The sequence below is a fragment of the Xenorhabdus sp. Sc-CR9 genome (genome assembly GCF_963897815.1).
Taxonomy (GTDB): Bacteria; Pseudomonadota; Gammaproteobacteria; order Enterobacterales; family Enterobacteriaceae; genus Xenorhabdus.
On record NZ_CAWQTY010000215.1, the window covers coordinates 1 to 16,273 of the forward strand.

The 16,273-nt window shown below is 43.7% G+C and carries 15 protein-coding genes, 3 tRNA genes and 1 pseudogene; 6 read left to right on the forward strand and 13 right to left on the reverse strand.

The features are described from left to right. The 5 genes from tssI to AACQ81_RS17115 form a co-directional block, all read left to right on the forward strand. The coding region (gene tssI, locus AACQ81_RS17095) for a type VI secretion system tip protein TssI/VgrG (RefSeq protein WP_237388040.1) at nucleotides 1-1,565 on the forward strand (1,565 nt) is incomplete at its 5' end. Nucleotides 1,566-1,569: 4 nt separating this feature from the next. Beyond that, the gene (locus AACQ81_RS17100; protein ID WP_237388041.1) at nucleotides 1,570-2,358 is read left to right on the forward strand and encodes a DUF4123 domain-containing protein; all 789 of its coding nucleotides are present in this window, start codon (nucleotides 1,570-1,572) and stop codon (nucleotides 2,356-2,358) included. Continuing rightward, nucleotides 2,355-2,582, forward strand: coding sequence for a hypothetical protein (locus AACQ81_RS17105; protein WP_237388042.1), 228 nt, complete (start codon nucleotides 2,355-2,357; stop codon nucleotides 2,580-2,582). The genes AACQ81_RS17100 and AACQ81_RS17105 overlap by 4 nt, the downstream gene beginning before the upstream one ends. A gap of 96 nt (nucleotides 2,583-2,678) precedes the next feature. Next, the gene (locus AACQ81_RS17110; protein WP_237388043.1) at nucleotides 2,679-4,001 is read left to right on the forward strand and encodes a DUF2515 family protein; all 1,323 of its coding nucleotides are present in this window, start codon (nucleotides 2,679-2,681) and stop codon (nucleotides 3,999-4,001) included. After that, entirely contained in the window at nucleotides 3,998-4,621 is a 624-nt protein-coding gene (locus AACQ81_RS17115; RefSeq protein WP_237388044.1) for a hypothetical protein, read from the forward strand. The genes AACQ81_RS17110 and AACQ81_RS17115 overlap by 4 nt, the downstream gene beginning before the upstream one ends. A 1,365-nt stretch (nucleotides 4,622-5,986) precedes the next feature. Here the strand turns inward: AACQ81_RS17115 and AACQ81_RS17120 are convergent. After that, a pseudogene (locus AACQ81_RS17120) lies at nucleotides 5,987-7,915 on the reverse strand (DUF927 domain-containing protein); the annotation flags it as partial. Between the two features lie 132 nt (nucleotides 7,916-8,047). Between AACQ81_RS17120 and AACQ81_RS17125 the strand changes: the two are divergent. Continuing rightward, nucleotides 8,048-8,227, forward strand: a complete 180-nt coding sequence (locus tag AACQ81_RS17125) for a hypothetical protein (RefSeq protein WP_237388046.1) — start codon at nucleotides 8,048-8,050, stop codon at nucleotides 8,225-8,227. 72 nt (nucleotides 8,228-8,299) lie between these two features. Here the strand turns inward: AACQ81_RS17125 and AACQ81_RS17130 are convergent, their stop codons facing one another. From AACQ81_RS17130 to AACQ81_RS17185, 12 genes are all read right to left on the reverse strand, one after another. Beyond that, nucleotides 8,300-8,509 carry a helix-turn-helix transcriptional regulator gene (locus AACQ81_RS17130; protein ID WP_038190420.1) on the reverse strand — a complete coding sequence of 70 codons (210 nt, stop codon included), beginning with the start codon at nucleotides 8,507-8,509 and terminating at the stop codon, nucleotides 8,300-8,302. A 297-nt stretch (nucleotides 8,510-8,806) separates the two neighbouring features. Further along, nucleotides 8,807-10,069 carry a tyrosine-type recombinase/integrase gene (locus AACQ81_RS17135; RefSeq protein WP_237388047.1) on the reverse strand — a complete coding sequence of 421 codons (1,263 nt, stop codon included), beginning with the start codon at nucleotides 10,067-10,069 and terminating at the stop codon, nucleotides 8,807-8,809. A gap of 167 nt (nucleotides 10,070-10,236) precedes the next feature. Then, nucleotides 10,237-10,323, reverse strand: a tRNA-Leu gene (locus tag AACQ81_RS17140). A gap of 6 nt (nucleotides 10,324-10,329) precedes the next feature. Further along, a tRNA-Cys gene (locus tag AACQ81_RS17145) sits at nucleotides 10,330-10,403 on the reverse strand. A gap of 5 nt (nucleotides 10,404-10,408) precedes the next feature. Further along, a tRNA-Gly gene (locus AACQ81_RS17150) sits at nucleotides 10,409-10,484 on the reverse strand. Nucleotides 10,485-10,629: 145 nt separating this feature from the next. After that, nucleotides 10,630-11,178 (reverse strand): CDP-diacylglycerol--glycerol-3-phosphate 3-phosphatidyltransferase, encoded by a 549-nt coding sequence (pgsA, locus tag AACQ81_RS17155; protein WP_237388048.1) that lies wholly within the window; start codon nucleotides 11,176-11,178, stop codon nucleotides 10,630-10,632. Between the two features lie 56 nt (nucleotides 11,179-11,234). After that, nucleotides 11,235-13,067 (reverse strand): excinuclease ABC subunit UvrC, encoded by a 1,833-nt coding sequence (uvrC, locus tag AACQ81_RS17160; protein WP_237388049.1) that lies wholly within the window; start codon nucleotides 13,065-13,067, stop codon nucleotides 11,235-11,237. Nucleotides 13,068-13,089: 22 nt separating this feature from the next. Beyond that, nucleotides 13,090-13,749 carry a UvrY/SirA/GacA family response regulator transcription factor gene (gene uvrY, locus AACQ81_RS17165; protein ID WP_237388050.1) on the reverse strand — a complete coding sequence of 220 codons (660 nt, stop codon included), beginning with the start codon at nucleotides 13,747-13,749 and terminating at the stop codon, nucleotides 13,090-13,092. A 351-nt stretch (nucleotides 13,750-14,100) separates the two neighbouring features. Next, a complete protein-coding gene (locus AACQ81_RS17170) occupies nucleotides 14,101-14,511 on the reverse strand; it encodes a GFA family protein (protein ID WP_339353447.1) in 411 nt (136 codons plus the stop codon). After that, nucleotides 14,508-14,867: a hypothetical protein gene (locus AACQ81_RS17175; protein WP_237388052.1), complete on the reverse strand. Its 360-nt coding sequence runs from the start codon at nucleotides 14,865-14,867 to the stop codon at nucleotides 14,508-14,510. Before AACQ81_RS17175 ends, AACQ81_RS17170 begins: the two co-directional genes overlap by 4 nt. A gap of 323 nt (nucleotides 14,868-15,190) precedes the next feature. Further along, the gene (locus AACQ81_RS17180; protein WP_237388053.1) at nucleotides 15,191-15,373 is read right to left on the reverse strand and encodes a nipsnap family containing protein; all 183 of its coding nucleotides are present in this window, start codon (nucleotides 15,371-15,373) and stop codon (nucleotides 15,191-15,193) included. 138 nt (nucleotides 15,374-15,511) lie between these two features. After that, nucleotides 15,512-16,015: a GNAT family N-acetyltransferase gene (locus AACQ81_RS17185; RefSeq protein WP_237388054.1), complete on the reverse strand. Its 504-nt coding sequence runs from the start codon at nucleotides 16,013-16,015 to the stop codon at nucleotides 15,512-15,514. Between the last annotated feature and the right edge of the window lie 258 nt (nucleotides 16,016-16,273).

Genomic DNA, 16,273 nt, shown 5'->3' on the forward strand with positions numbered 1-16,273 from the left:
AGGACAGAGAATATGTGACCCAGAAACGGGAATCTGACTATGGGTTTTTCAGCCGATTGGCGGCGGAAGAGGGGATCAGTTTCTGGTTTGAGGATGAAACCCTGTTTTTCAGTGACAGCCATCTGGGGATGACGGCGGGACTGCCGCTGCTTTACCAGCCCCAGCCGGAAACCGCGCACGGGACAGATACGATTTATCAGGTGCGACTGGGGGTCGGAATGAGTCCGCAACGCAGTTTCCATAAAGATTTCAACCCAGAGAACCCGCGTTATCACCTTTCTCATATGCAGAGCAGTGAAGGCTTCCGCGACTTCGGCAGCAAAACCCCCTATACCGTATTTGAAAGTTATGGACGTTTTCAGAAAGATGCCGCCGCTAAACCGTTTCTTAAATACCGCCATGAAGCACTGGACAACCAGAAAAAAACCGGCAGCGGCAACAGTAATTGCATCAAACTGATGCCGGGTAAAATTTTCGAAATAAAAAGCCATCCGCACAACCCGCTGAATGCCCGCTGGCAGGTGGTCGGTATCAGCCATCACGGGCGCTGCCCGCAGGCGCTGGGCGATAACAGCGGGGAAGGCACCACGCTCAGTAATCATTTCAGTTTTATTGATGGCCTTGCCGACTGGCGTCCGCCGTTCCACTACAAACCGCTCGCCGATGGCGATGAAACCGCGATGGTGGTCGGGCCGGAAGGGGAAGAGATTTTCGTCAATAAAGACGGCGCGATTAAAGTGCATTTTCACTGGAATCGCTATGACCCGCCCGATGATGGCGCATCCTGCTGGGTTCGCGTCGCACAGGGCTGGAACGGCAACGGCTTCGGTTTTATGGCGATCCCGCGTATCGGTCAGGAAGTGATTATCTCCTATCTCAATGGTGATATTGATCGGCCCATCGTCACCGGCTGTGTTTACAACGGCCTGAACCGCCCGCCGCTGGATTTACCGGCCCAGAAAACCCGCACGACTTTCAAGACCAAAACTCACAAGGGCAAGGGTTTTAACGAACTGCGTTTTGAGGATGCGAAAGACAGAGAAGAAATTTATTTCCACGGTCAGAAAGATTTCACCGCCCATATTGAAAACGATGCACTCTGGCACATCAAACATGACCAGAAACAGCGTATCGATAACAACCGTTATCACGAGATACGCGCCGATGACCACCATCAAGTTGTCGGTTCCCGCAAGATCACCACCGAAGGCGATGTGTCCCACCGGATTGCCGGCAGCCAGCATATCCAGACCGGCGATGCGACCGTGATTGACAGCGGACAGGAGATCCACCTGAAAAGCGGCGGCAAAGTAGTGCTGGAAGCCGCATCAGAAATCACCCTGAAAGTGGGTGGTAGTTTTCTCAAAGTCACGCCGGGTGGCATTCTCTGTTCACCGATTAATGTCGGGCAGGGTTCAGGTGGTAGTGGACGCGGAATTTCACTGCAACTTCCGGAAGGCGTGGCACCGTTGCCGATGGTGGAATTTCCGGCGCACCCCTACTGCCCGGTATTGGCACAGCAGGATGCTAGCCCGGTGATTAAACCCACCAAGAAGGGAGCATGAAATAATGAAAGAGACGAATATAGAAATGCCAACAAGCTGGCAGGCATGGTTGAGTGAATCCCATGATGCGCCGGTGTTTTTTATCCTCAACTCGCTGGCAAAACCAAATCCGGTGGAACATTTTTACCGGAATGACTGGGTGGAGCAGGCATTTCCACTCTACAGCGGTACGCCGATGCGCAAAATGCTGAAACAAAGCCCGTGGCTGGTACAGGCTAAATCCCGCCAGTTACCCCAGATAGGCATGATGCTGGATCGCCATGCCCTCAGTGACAATAGCTGGGGCTGGGCTTACCGAAGCCATGAGCCGTGGCAAGAACAACTTACCCACTGGCAACATCGGCAGCTGGTGATGATGGATGGCGAACAAGTGCTGTTCCGTATCATGGACAGCCGGGTCTTTGGCGCGATGGTGCCCGCCTTCACTTCCAGTGACTGGTCACTGATGCTGACACCCGTCGCCGAGCTGATGACCGATATTCCGCAACCGATGCGATTTTGCCGTCCCGAAGGCTGCGGAGAGGGTAACAGTGAAATTCCGTTTACGCTGGGCGAACACCTGTTGACCGTTTGGTTACATTCTCCTTATGGTCTGAAAATGTTAACCAGCTCCCTCTACAATGAGTTATGGGAAAACCACGGAAAAATCGCAAGGCAACTGGATCAGCCCGAAGGCAGTCTGGAACAACGTATTGAAAGTTGGTTACGGCAAAAACTGGAAGCGGGGCAGCGCATTGAAAAAGTATCCGGTCAGGATTATCTGCTGGCGATGGAACAGGAGAAAGAACGATGAGTAATCAGAACCCGATTTATAGCCGTGATTGTCAGGCAATACTTAAAGATGATTTATACATTAAACTTGTCGAAGATAGCACGAACACACCGATACCTAATGTGCCTTACACACTGAAAAATAAAGAAATAGAGCATTCAGGAACGAGTGATGGTCAGGGAATGAAGCTTGAAGAAGGTTTAACCAGCACCCCCTTCACGGTCACAATAGAACCTTCTCAGTAAGTGTGGCTGTCGTGTTTCATTAAGTGAAGCGCATAAACGGTGGTGTATGTTTTAGTAACAGGATGATAGTAAAATATTTTTATCAGGAAGACGGAAATGATCGAAGTTTTAAAAAAACATAAATATGATGATTTGGCGTTACACCAGAGCACTCAGTCTGTCGCCGCATGTGATTGTCATTTTGAAGAAAAAGATGGCAAACAGATTAAAGTGATTGATGTGCCTATACTCACTTGCGAGTGCGTCTGGCGCAGGTATCAGAAAGAGGCTGAAGATATTGTCGCCCCCGGTGGTGTGCTGATTGCCGATCCCAAAGAACGCAACAAACGTATTAATGCGGCTTATGCTAGTTTATGGCTGAACGATAACCGTTTCCAGTGGGCGGGTCTTGCTGCTTTCGCTTCTAAGCAAGTGGGGTGTGGGTTGTTGCATGCCGCTGATATGATAAAAAGATTGCAAGCTGAAGATGCAGCCATAATACGTAGACGTGAAAGCCTGCAAGAACGGGAATTTGAGTGGGATTTTCCAAAGGTAACTATTCGTGAAAGTGAGAGTAGTACCCAGGCAAAGAGGGAGCTTGAACAAGCCAGCAAAAATAACCCACTATCACCTGTATTTGCAGGGGCATCATCAACAATATCAGGCGTAACAACAGCAGCAATCTTATTTCCTGCATCATCAGCGGCAACGTCAATATCAGGAATAACAGAAACAGTATCAGATTTATCATCATTACCATCATCACCACTACCATCAGTACTTTCGCCCGATGAACTCAAGCGTATAGGAATGTCAAAGGCGACACAGCAATCATTCGGCTATGTATACCAAATGATGGCGTTGGGAAATACAACGTTATTTCTGGATGTGTATCCATTACATGCTTTTTATAAGCAACGTGGGTTGGAAGAACTAAAAACTTGCCTACCTGCACGTAAGAGTATCTACGGTAATAGCCAATTCCCGATATTATGGCCAATAGGACAAGAAAAATTAGAGTTTGGTCTATCTTATACAGAGATCCTACAAACCTTTGAAGCGATAGACACGGGGAATATTGCCGAAAGTGTTGAATATCTGGCCTATCATGAGCAAGTCAATATCTTACAACCATCAATGTACAGTGACTCTATTTTAGTCGCATTATTACGAGGTAATCATGCAGCCTATGTTACTGATATTCTTTCTGGGGTAACAGAATCGATTGAGTTAACACTGGCTAGCCAATGCAAACGTGTCGATGATGACAGAACTATCCAGTTTAGCGATGAGCCGTTGGCCAACCTTGCTGAGATAGAGCAACGTATGCCTTTCGTACTTAGAGCCGCAAAGAGTTTTGATGAAATGCTACATAATAACAAACGAAGTCTTATCGAAGAGTCTATAAAAGATATTGCTGCTGGGCGAGGTGTAGAATGAGTTTATTACAACGCATAGGTCGCCGGAGTGGGGGCTTAATCTTTACATTATTAGTTGTTCTTGGTTTGACAGGCCTTTATCTTTACCACTCCTTTTATTCCGATCAACCAGAGATAGCTTTGGTGATTGGTGAACCTTACGAGGATATGCGGCAGCGATCCAGTGCCGATATTGCTCCACACCTTCCGGGACATGCTTGGTACAACGCCCCAAAAACGGATGCTCACTTACGCTTTACCGATTTGAAATATGGGTTTGTTACCCCCCCAGCCCGTTTTTTCACTGTTAGTTTTTTTAGAAATGGAACAATCAATAGCGTGCGCATGTCGCCACAAATCGAGCCATTACTCTACAACGATGCAATCAAGATTGTATTGGATTTACAAGATCAGTGGCGTAAAGCGGGTTGGGTGCTTACGAAAGGGTACCGTCCCTTGGTTAATACCCCTGAAGCACATGACAGTCTTCGTAAGATGAAAGGTACTGGAATAACTTTTTGGCAAGCAGATGATAAGTATCAGGTCATGCTGAATATGGCGCGTTTCAAAGATGACCGGTACCCTAATGAAGAGCGATATTTGATCACGCTGGCAATTGCCAAGCCGTGGGTAAATCAATAACGTAAACTCTGATGGATGCGAGAGTATGATTTCCTCACACCCACTGTTTGGGAAGATGATCACGTTGTTCTATGACGACTGACGCGCTGCGCTTGTCGTCTCCGTGTTACCGGGCTAATAAATTAACCCGGTAACACGGAGAACTGAAAAATATCACTATGACCACTGATTATCGCTATATAAACACATTGTTTTTCACGGGATAACGGGGTAAATGGCATATTAACTCTATATTTCAGTATGTTAACTTATCCCACACTATCCCAGATTATCCCGTGGTTAAACGTCACCACTTTTAATTGTTTTAAATTCAATAAATTATCACCTACCAGAGAAAATTTATTTTCGGGATAACCCCATTATCCCAACATCATTTTATTTGTAGTCACATGATGTTACGGGATAACGCGGGATAGTACGGGATAATTCGATTAAATATAACTTACTGATATATATTAAAATAACTCTCTGTTATCCCAATATCCCGTTATCCCAACGCTTTTTTCTCTTACGTGAGTGTTAATCCTCATCCCTGAAAATCAGCACCACAAACCGCCCCTTAGTGCCATTCACTGAAATGGTTTTACTGATAAAGCGGTCTTTCTCCGTTTTGACCAACATTCCGGCCTCTTCTAAGGCTTCAAACGCCGTCTTTTTCTGTAACCCCTGCAATATTTCCTCTTCAAATACACTGGGGATAATATGATATTCAACCCAGCCGTCATCACGGCGGTTATGCACCAGATACCCGGCAAGGCCGTTAATTCTCATAGCATGTGCCGTATCAATATCACCGTTTGGTCTGCCATAGGTGTATGGCTGAAAGCGTGACAGCCCGTATTTCTGAATAAAGTCTTGGGCACGGGTAATAACCTGATATTTTTCCCGGTTCCCGATACCAAAATCGGCTAACCAATCATCAAAACTTTGTTTTATCGCGGCGTGACACTCTTCCCTGCTCCAGCCTGTGATAAGGGTCGCCAGTTCACCGGCTGCATCCAGTAACGCAAAACGCACGGCAACCCGCTTTACCTGAGCTGAGGCTTCTTCTGGCAGGCTATCAAGCCACTCTTTCTCTTTACGTGCAGTAAGTTCGATGGCCTGTTCCTGATGTTCAGACAGCCATAAAATCCATTCACGACCTGCTGCACCGCAATAGCGTTTAGATTCCCGCTTGATTGCCCTTGCATGAGAATCACCGTCTTCATATCCATTGAAAAATTCAGTATCAATAAAGGGCACACTGAGCAACCTGACGAGCTGCCCGGCTTTTGGCGTGATCCCGCCTTTTATCAGGAACGTTTCTAAATCTTCCTCTCCTGTCGAAAGGGCGGCAATTTTCCAGCGGATCACGGCACGGTTTCCACCTTCCCGTTTCCCCTGAATTTTGCCCACACCGTTGAACAGACTGTAAGCACTGTTCGCAACCTCTTTCGGGTTCGAACTTTGCCCGATTTCGTCAATGGGCATGAAACCATCATTACGGGCGGCGGCTTCGTTATTTAAGCCGTGGTTAGTGCCGTGCCACGATAATTTAAGTTCTTCGGGATCGCCGTATAAACTGCTGGCAGCCTCAACAGTGGTAGTTTTACCCGCCGAGGACTGGGCGAATAAATGTACACCAAAGCAGCTTCCTCCCGTCAATGAGTTAAGCGGGGCGGTCAATCCGACCAATACTCCCAGCATCATTGAGCGGTTGCCTCTCATCAATGATGCAACGTGAGTTTTCCACTGTTCAGCACTTCCCCTGACCACATAGCCGGCAATCGCGGATGTACCACCACTGAAGGCCACGGGCATATAAGGCTGACCGATGATTTCACCATCCGGCATCACATACGCCCCACAGTGCCAGCCTGCTTTTTGTGTCACAACCCACTCTCGGCGATCGCCACTGCGTTGCAGGTGTTCAGCTAAAATAGGCAACAAGCTGTTTTTTACGGTGATGTTCATTCCCCGCGAGCGCAACCTTGCCCAACCAACCGGCATCCCGACTTCACGACGGGGAAGCGCTTCAACAATATATTTTCCCGTGCCTTCCTGACGTAATTTAATAATGAGATAGCCTTCACTGCCATCATTGCCAATGCCGACTATCTCCATGTGATCACTCAGCCATTTTTCGACTTCGACAATTTCGCCGCCCTGTTCTTTGGGTTCGACCCAGTAAATTCCTGTATTGCGGATATCGATATGGGGTTTGAACGGATCGGCATCTTTCTCCCGGCGTTCATCTGAATTACCAACCGCAAATTTCGATACTGTTACCTTATCTCCTGCCCGATATAACCCGTTACTGAATGCCTGTTTTGCTGCTTCAAGGCCGTATTGCTGGCGATAATCATCCCAGTCGGTTTTATGCTCTGTCGGTGGCAACGTGATCCAGCTATTAACTGCAATAGCCGCTTTTTCTGCTGAAATTTTGCCGGTATTCACTTTCGGTTTACCGTTCTTATCCAGTTCACCGGGATGATGCCAGTCGTTATCTGCGGCAATAATGATTTTTGTGTCCGGCCAGCGTTCTCTGACTGATTGAGCAACGGAGAGCAAATTACCCGAATCCAGTGCTGCCAGAACAGTCCCTTTACAGAGTTGGTTCACCGTGAGTGCCGTCGCGTAACCTTCGGTAATGATGACTGTATCGGGACTTTCTGCCAGCGCTGACAGAGTGATAAATGCACCTTTCTTCTGGCTGCCAGTGAGTAATTTTTTCTCACCATCCGGTTTGATGATCTGCGCGCCTGTTACTTTTTTATCCAGTGTTGCGAGTCGCAACACTGTCGAATTATCGGCCAACAATCTCTGATTAGGGCAGCACAGCCCTTTTGCGGTCAGATAGGGAGATTGTCCGGCAACAGTTTGCGCCATCAATGCCACCACTCTTTCAGCTATAGGTTGTATTGTTTGAATGGTTTTTCTGGCTGGTTTGGGTTCGGGCAAAGGTAATACCAGTACATCCGCAACGATTTTCGCTGCCTCAGTGATCGAAATTCCTTTAGTTTTTGCCACTAAATCCAGCCCATCGCCATAATTTGGAGTATCACACTGGCGGCAATGCCAGTTGCCGTGATGGTGATCATCAATAAAGTGAAAACGGTCGGTACCGCCGCAGACCGGGCAAGCGCCATGTTTATCTTTTGCCGGAATATCAATACCACAGGCAGGCAGAAGATTTCCCCAATGATACATGGCAGATTTTTTCACGGTTTGGATAAATTCGAGCGGTTTTTGGCTGCCTGATTTATCCAACGATGTAAATTTAGGGCGAGTTTGGTTATGCTGTGTATCAGCCATTATCGTTACTCCAATTAACGGTTTTTGGTCAGACGCCTCAGATGTGTTCCAGCACACTGGGGCGTTGTTTTTTCATAGTGATATAGGTAATGTGTAATGACACATAAACACATTACAGTGAGTATAATTGACATGTCAACACACAAAAGTAACCGTCGGGGCAATCCACCATTCCAATTCAGGCTTGATCCTGAATTGAGAGCATTAATGGAGATAGCCCAGGCACAAGATGGCGATGAATCTTTAGCTGCATGGATTAAGCGCATTGTCCGTAGGGAGTTACAATCAAGAGGCATTGAATCTAACCCCTGAAAAAAGCAAGTTGAGGGTAGGCAAGTGCCACCCTTATCTTTTGTATTCTTATCAAATGGTAGGTACATGTCATTAAATACCACGAGATTCAGCAATCCGCTGATCTACCCAACCATCAATTTCTGATTCAACAAACGCAACCGAGCGAGGGCCAATTTTGACTTGTTTCGGGAATTTATCTTCTTTAATAAGTCTGTAGATCCATGCCTTGCTGTAGCCCGTTCTACGCTGAACTTCTGGCAGGCGAATAAGACTTTCTTTAGATGTTGTAATCGTTGGCATGTATACCCCCTGTGATCGAGTCCTTGAAATGCCTTGGTAGACGTTATTTGATGACAGAGGATTATTTAAAAATTCTGTTTAATTGAAAGCGTAAACTCTTTATGCAATTTATAGAATTAATTGCCGCTTATTGACTGGATAAAAAATAGACTTCTGTGCCACGGGCACACTTGAATGAAAAATAATCATGTGATGGTTGTTGTACTATTAATCGTGTAAAAAGTAGACTTTGTTGGCACTGCCAACAAAGTCTAAAAAAACATCATGTACTCAGTACGTTCTGGATATTATTCAATATCATTTCCGGCGTTTTTTCGCAAAATCATACGGTGTGATATGTTTTTCTCTATTTGCATCCAGATAATCAGCCCACCATTGAACCATTAGCCGCCGTTCATCCAGATGCTTAGATGTATGAATATACGCAGCGCGGACGTTCTTTCTTTCCACATGGCTTAACTGGCGTTCTATTGCGTCATCGTTCCATAATCCCGATTCGCCCATCGCACCACGCGCCATTGTTCTAAATCCATGACCACAAACTTCTGTTTTGGTGTCGTATCCCATACCGCGTAAGGCATTATTTACGGTACTTTCGCTCATGACTTTTGCCGGATTATGGTCATGAGGAAACATCACCTCACATTCTCCACTCAAATCCTGCAAGGTTTTAAAGAGAGATACGGCCTGACGACTCAGCGGCACAATATGCCCAGTTTTCATTTTCATGCCACGCTCAGAGAATTTAACGCCTTCAATGGGTTTTCTTGTGGCGGGAATCTTCCAGACAGAATTTTCAAGATCAAGTTCTTCCCAACGAGCAAATCTCAACTCACTGGAACGGACGAACGTTAATAAAGTTAGTTCTACAGCAACTTGGGTAATCAAGCGCCCGCGATAGTGAGAAAGTCGGGTAAGGAATTCAGGTAAGCGTTCATGGGGGAGCGCTGGGTGATGTTTGGCTTTTACTGTGGAAAGTGCGCCAGACATATCATTTGCAGGATTAGATTCAAGAATATCATTCTGAACAGCATATCGCATGATGGATGTCACACGTTGCTGTAATCGCTGGGCGATATCGTGTTTACCATCAGCATCAACGGATTTGATAGGCGCTAAAAGCTGGCTTGTTCTTAAAGTGGAGATATCGAGTTTGCCAATATGAGGAAAAATATAATGTTCAAGGCTGCGCAGAATACGGCTGCTGTGATCTTCACTCCATCGCTTATTGCTGGCGTGCCATTCACGGGCTACCTGTTCAAAGGGTGGTGCCCCTTTTGATTCGGCTTGTGCCCCTTTTTTCTCTGCTTTGGGGTCAGCGCCTTGGGCTATGAGTTTTTTGGCTTCATCTCGTTTAGCCCTTGCATCAGCTAAAGACACCACCGGATAGACACCAAAAGCCAGTCGGTCTTCTTTTTTATCGGTAGGGCGGCGGTACTTCATCCGCCAGTATTTAGAGCCACGTGAGGTGATCTCCAAATAGAGTCCGCCACCATCAGCGAGTTTGTAGGTTTTTTCTTTGGGTTTTGCTGTTTCGATTTGCCGTGCGTTTAGTTTCATTTTTTAGGGGCACATTTAAAAATAGAAGTGTAGGTGCCCCAGATTATGCCCCGTGGTGCATGTTGATTGCAATGGACTAAAGTAGACATAAAAAGAAAAGACCTGATTGATTTATCAGGTCTTTCTAGGAGTTAGTTTACTAGAGTAGACGTTAGTAAACTTATATTTGGTGCCCAGGGCGGGACTTGAACCCGCACAGCCTAAAGGCCGAGGGATTTTAAATCCCTTGTGTCTACCGATTTCACCACCTGGGCTAAATTTGGAGGCGCGTCCCGGAGTCGAACCGAGGTTCACGGATTTGCAATCCGCTGCATGGCCACTCTGCCAACGCGCCTTTTTTGGAGCGGGAAACGAGACTCGAACTCGCGACCCCGACCTTGGCAAGGTCGTGCTCTACCAACTGAGCTATTCCCGCTTTTTCTTCGAACTTGTTGATTTACTTAACTTACTTTGTAAACCCCATGTGCTGTTCGATGCGTTGCATTCTACTTATTTCACGAAATGAGTCAACACAATTATTTAGAAAACTCGTCTGTTCGATGATTTTTGCGTCATTTCGATCAAGCTTCACGCAAATCATCCCATGCAGCACTCAAATATTGAAACATAGACCAGAACGTCAATACCGCAGCAGCATATAATAAGATGAATCCCCCCACTTCAAGTTCAACACAAGGACGCCATAATAAAACAACTAATGCTGCCATTTGTGCTGTAGTTTTTGTTTTTCCCATCCAAGAAACAGCTACGCTACTGCGTTTCCCTAACTCTGCCATCCATTCGCGTAAAGAGGATATGATTATCTCACGGGCAATCATTGTCGCAGCAGGCAAGGTAATCCACCATGAATGATAATGCTCTGCGATAAGCACCAACGCAGTAGCTACCATGACTTTATCCGCTACAGGATCAAGAAATGCGCCAAAGCGCGTTGTCTGTTTCCACAAACGGGCAAGAAAACCATCAAACCAATCTGTTGCAGCAGCGATAACAAAAATAATGGCACATAGCATCGGTGCCCATTGGAATGGCAAGTAAAATGCCAAAACGAAGAACGGGATTAAGGCAATACGAAACAGAGTAAGCCATGTTGGAATATTTAATTGCATAATGCTTAGTAACTATCTGGCCATGTAAAGTTTATCAATATGGTGCATCAATACTCTTAGTGTTTCAACGCATTATAGATTTTTTCTGCCAACACATAAGAAATAGAAGGCACTTTTGCGATCTCTTCTACACTTGCGTTGCGTAAAGGCTGCAATCCACCCATATATTTTAGCAACATTTGTCGACGCTTTGGCCCAATCCCTTCTATCGATTCCAGTGTACTGGTCTTCTTCACTTTTTCTCGACGCTGGCGGTGTCCGGTAATCGCGTGATTGTGAGATTCATCACGAATATGTTGAATAACGTGCAATGCTGGAGAATCTGGGGGAAGAGCCACCCCTTCTCCTTCGGCTTGGAAAAATAAAGTTTCTAATCCCGCTTTACGATCACTCCCCTTTGCAACGCCAATAAGTTTGGGATGATTTTTATCCCATTCAACTTCCTGTGAATTGAAAATTTCAATTGCTTGTGCAAGTTGTCCTTTACCACCATCGATGAAAATAATATCCGGGATTTTGGTTTTATCAATCGTCTTACCATACCGACGGCTTAAGACCTGATTCATCGCCGCATAATCATCTCCCGGTGTGATGCCTGTAATGTTATAGCGGCGGTATTCCGCACGCACAGGACCATTACCATCAAAAACAACGCAAGATGCAACGGTCTGTTCTCCCATCGTATGGCTAATGTCGAAACATTCCATACGATGGATTTTCTCAATACCTACAAATGCGGCAAGTGATTTTAAGCGCTGATGAATTGTTGATTGTTGTGATAGTTTTGTAGTTAGTGCCGTTGCAGCGTTGGTACGTGCTAATTTTAAGTAACGTGCTCTGTCACCTCTTGGGCGCGCTTGGATATGAATTTTCCTGCCCGACAATTCAGACAGTGATACTTCCAACAGTTCTTTTTCGGGCAATGCGAAGTCCAGCAAGATTTCTGTTGGCAATGTCCTGCTTTGGCTGCCCTGAAGGTAAAATTGGCCAAGAAAAGTTTGTACTACTTCATCTAATTTCGTATCAGCAGGTATTTTAGGATAATAGCTCCGGCTGCCTAATAATTTTCCCTGACGGATAAATAAGGCATGCACACAAGCTATTCCTGCCTCAAAAGCAACACTGATAACGTCAAGATCATCACCTTCTCCAGAAACAAATTGCCGTTCCGTTACTTGTCGCACAGCTTTGATCTGGTCACGATAACGGGCTGCGTCCTCAAATTTTAGCTGTTGACTCGCCTCTTCCATTTTATTGATCAATTCAGTCAGTACTTGTTTATCCTTACCCGCCAGAAATAAGCGAACATATTCAACTTGTTGTTGATATTCTTCATCAGTCACGAATTCTTTAATGCAGGGAGCCAGACAGCGACCAATCTGATATTGCAGACAAGGTCTTGAACGGTTGCGATACACGCTGTCTTCACATTGGCGAATAGGAAATAATTTCTGCAATAAAGCTAGGCTTTCACGCACAGCATGAGAGTTAGGGAATGGTCCGAAATACTCATCTTTTGCGCGCTTAGCGCCTCGGTATAAGGCCAGGCGAGGATGAGTATCACCACTTAAAAAAATATAAGGATAGGATTTATCATCCCGCAATAATACATTGTAACGGGGCTGATGGAGTTTGATATAGTTGTGTTCGAGCAGGAGAGCTTCAGTTTCGGTATGGGTAACAGTGACGTCAACCTGAGCAATATTTTTCACCAGTGATTCTGTCTTGCGGCTACTGACTTGTATCCGAAAATAACTGGATAGCCGTTTTTTTAGATCCTTGGCTTTACCAACATAAATCACATCACCAGCAATATCATACATACGATAGACACCCGGTTGGCTAGTCACTGTTTTTAAAAATGTCTTCGAATTAAATTGCTCTGCCACGGCTTATCACCCACCAGATTTATCACCCACCTTGGGCCAACATATTTTGTGCATCAAGCAAACCACAACGAATTGCCATATGGGTCAATTCTACATCACCTTTGATATTTAGTTTACTGAACATTCTATAACGATAGCTATTCACTGTTTTAGGACTTAGGTTAAGCAGAGTAGAAATTTCGTTAACTTTGCGACCTTGAGTTATCATTATCATGATCTGTAATTCTCGTTCAGAGAGTTCATCCAGCGGGTTTTCTTTTTGGGGTAATAGTTGATCGAGTGCCATTTGCTGAGCAATATCTGAAGAGATATAACGCTGCCCCGCATAAACAGCCCGAATTGCATTAATCATATCCTGGGGAGTTGCGGCTTTACTCAAATATCCTCTGATTCCCGCTTGCATCACTTTCGTCGGCAAAGAGCTTTCAGTATGAATGGTCAGCATGATTACCTTAGTGTCAGGTGAATAGCGAATAATTTTCTTCGCTGCCTCAAGCCCCCCTATCCCCGGCATTCCCATATCCATGATGACAACATCCGTGCTGTTTGATCTACACCATCTTACCGCATCTTCTCCGCTGTTGGCTTCTCCTATTACCTTGATTCCTCTAACATCATCAAGGATACCTTTGACACCAATGCGAACCAGTTCATGGTCATCAACTAATAAAACATTAATCAAACAATATCTCCACTAACGTAATACCCACTTAAATGATGGTGAGGTGAATAAGATCCAAAACCAAGCGGATATACTGAGTTTATCTTCATGATTTTCATAAGATAATTTAAAAGAAGACAACATTCTCTCTCGGGTGATGTCAAGATCTTTTTGATGAGACAAGAGATTATACTAACATTAGTGGAAAATAAAAAGAAAATTGTTACATATCAATAAAGTAAATTAGTTATAAAATATAATTTCTCAAACTTTTAGTATGATATTTTTAGAACAATATATAAATATGTTGTTCGTAACGTTCTATTTAATCATATACTATATGAGAGAGAAATTTCCCTCATATTGCCGCGATTATTTAAATAAATTGAGAATATCTTGTTCTGTGAGCATTGGAGTCTTTTCAACAAAATTATAATATTTTGGTTTACTGTCTACATAGATTTGGCGAAATAATTTACTTTTGTTATTAGTATTATTTTCAAACAAGGCAATTGGCACATAATAAGTACTGGGATAATGCAAATGGTAGAAAAGATGCGTTCCACATTTTTTACAGAAAGCACGTTCTGCCCAATCTGACGATGAATATCTTAAAATATTTTCAGCACCTTCTATTTCCAAATCATCTTTACAGTCAACGGATAAAAATGGCCCTCCGCCCCATTTCTGACATACTTTACAATGGCATGCATTAATATTCTCAATACTCTGGCGAGTTTTCACGCCAACACTACCACATAAGCAACGACCTTGGTTCATCATTTTTCCTCTTGATCTTCATCATCATCGTCGATGTGCCAATTATGTAGTATTCGATGGACAAAAGGCGTTACCACCATCCCAACAGCGATAAAAAAAATTGCCTGAAGAAACAATCCATAAATAGCTGTAAAATATTTCCCTAATTTACTGACTGGTTCAATATGCAAATTTTGAGTTCCAATCATTGAGACAGAATTCAATATAGCATCAGGTATGGCATGGCTTTCAATCAAGAAAAAACCTAATACGCCAGGAATAATACCTATCAAAAAAACAATAAATGCATGAAAAAAGAAACGCAATATTCGCAAAACAAATCGATCCAGGCTAATTAATTTATCAGTAAATTTTTCCATGCTAAGACCTCCACTAATAAATTAGTTACCATGCTGATTGTATGTTAGTTTTTATTTTTATCAATGATAATTTCTGAATATTTCTAAATTATAGCCAATGGATTTCGAGATAAAGCCCGACGACAAAGAAGCGATCCCAGAAGCATAGCTAACCGTATACTTATAAAAACGGTGACTGAGGTGAGCAAATGCAGCCAACAAAGCGACAACTTGAAAAACAATGGATATACTTAGTGATAATAATTTTTTCTCCTGAAATAGGTAAAATACCAGTAAAGTTATCAGAATAGTCAACTATTCTTCCTCAATAAAATTCCCATATTTTAATCACAGGCTAAAAAAACCCTACTTTTCTCTGAATGATTACTTCCACGTAAAGCATCAATAGACACTACTGGAATCTCTATTATCAATTTTGTGCTTTTACTAATTCTCTCAATAATTTCTGCTCTTGGTCCCGTAGTCCAATTACTGCTTTTATAAAACTCTGTCAGAATTTCATCCATTTCTTCAAGACCCTTAAAAGACCGGATCAAATTTAATATAATTTTTACCCCAACGTAACATTATTGATGTTTTATAAAAAAGGAAGCAAAAATAAAAAGCTTCCTTCGACTATTTTATGAAAATAAATTTCAAAAACATTACACTAACCGATCACTTAGCAGAGCCATACCCATCACATCGCAATATTGACCATTTCTTAGTGATTGCATACGTCGGATACCCTCACTTTCAAATCCAAATTTTGTGTATAAGACAATCGCTCTTTCATTATCGGAAAAAACTTCCAACTCAATTCTGATACAACCTAACCAACTAAATGCATAATCAATCACAAATGCCATCATCTTTGAGCCAACACCCTTGCCAAAATAGATCTCATCTACACCAAGACCAATGCTGACTGAATGTCTACGTCTTGGGTTAGCATAAGTAAATATTGCTATTGTCCCCACTACCTTGCCATCGATTTCAGCTACAAAATCAATATCCCCTTGTGTTTTTTTTAATTTTAAACGTTCCCGCCATGCTTCATGCGAAGGACATGGACGCTGCAAAGTATTGGAATAAACAGTCGGCTGACTATAAATTCTTTGATAATGCTCTGCATCTTCAGGTTCAGTTGCCCTAATTATAATTTCCATATATACCTCTTTTTGACTTGACACCTTTATAACTACCTGATAGAAAAATAAATGTAAATAGTATATTTAAAAATAACTTCAAATAATTACACACTTATTAGTCACATTACTTTATGTTAGTATATTTTCTGTGGAAACCATATAATTCAGGAAAATTCAGCTATTTTTGAATTGATAAAACACCTTGAAATAAGTCTTCATGGTGAAAAGAGCTGTCTCTTTTACACTTCCCCGAGCCCACCGGCCGCCCGGAAACTC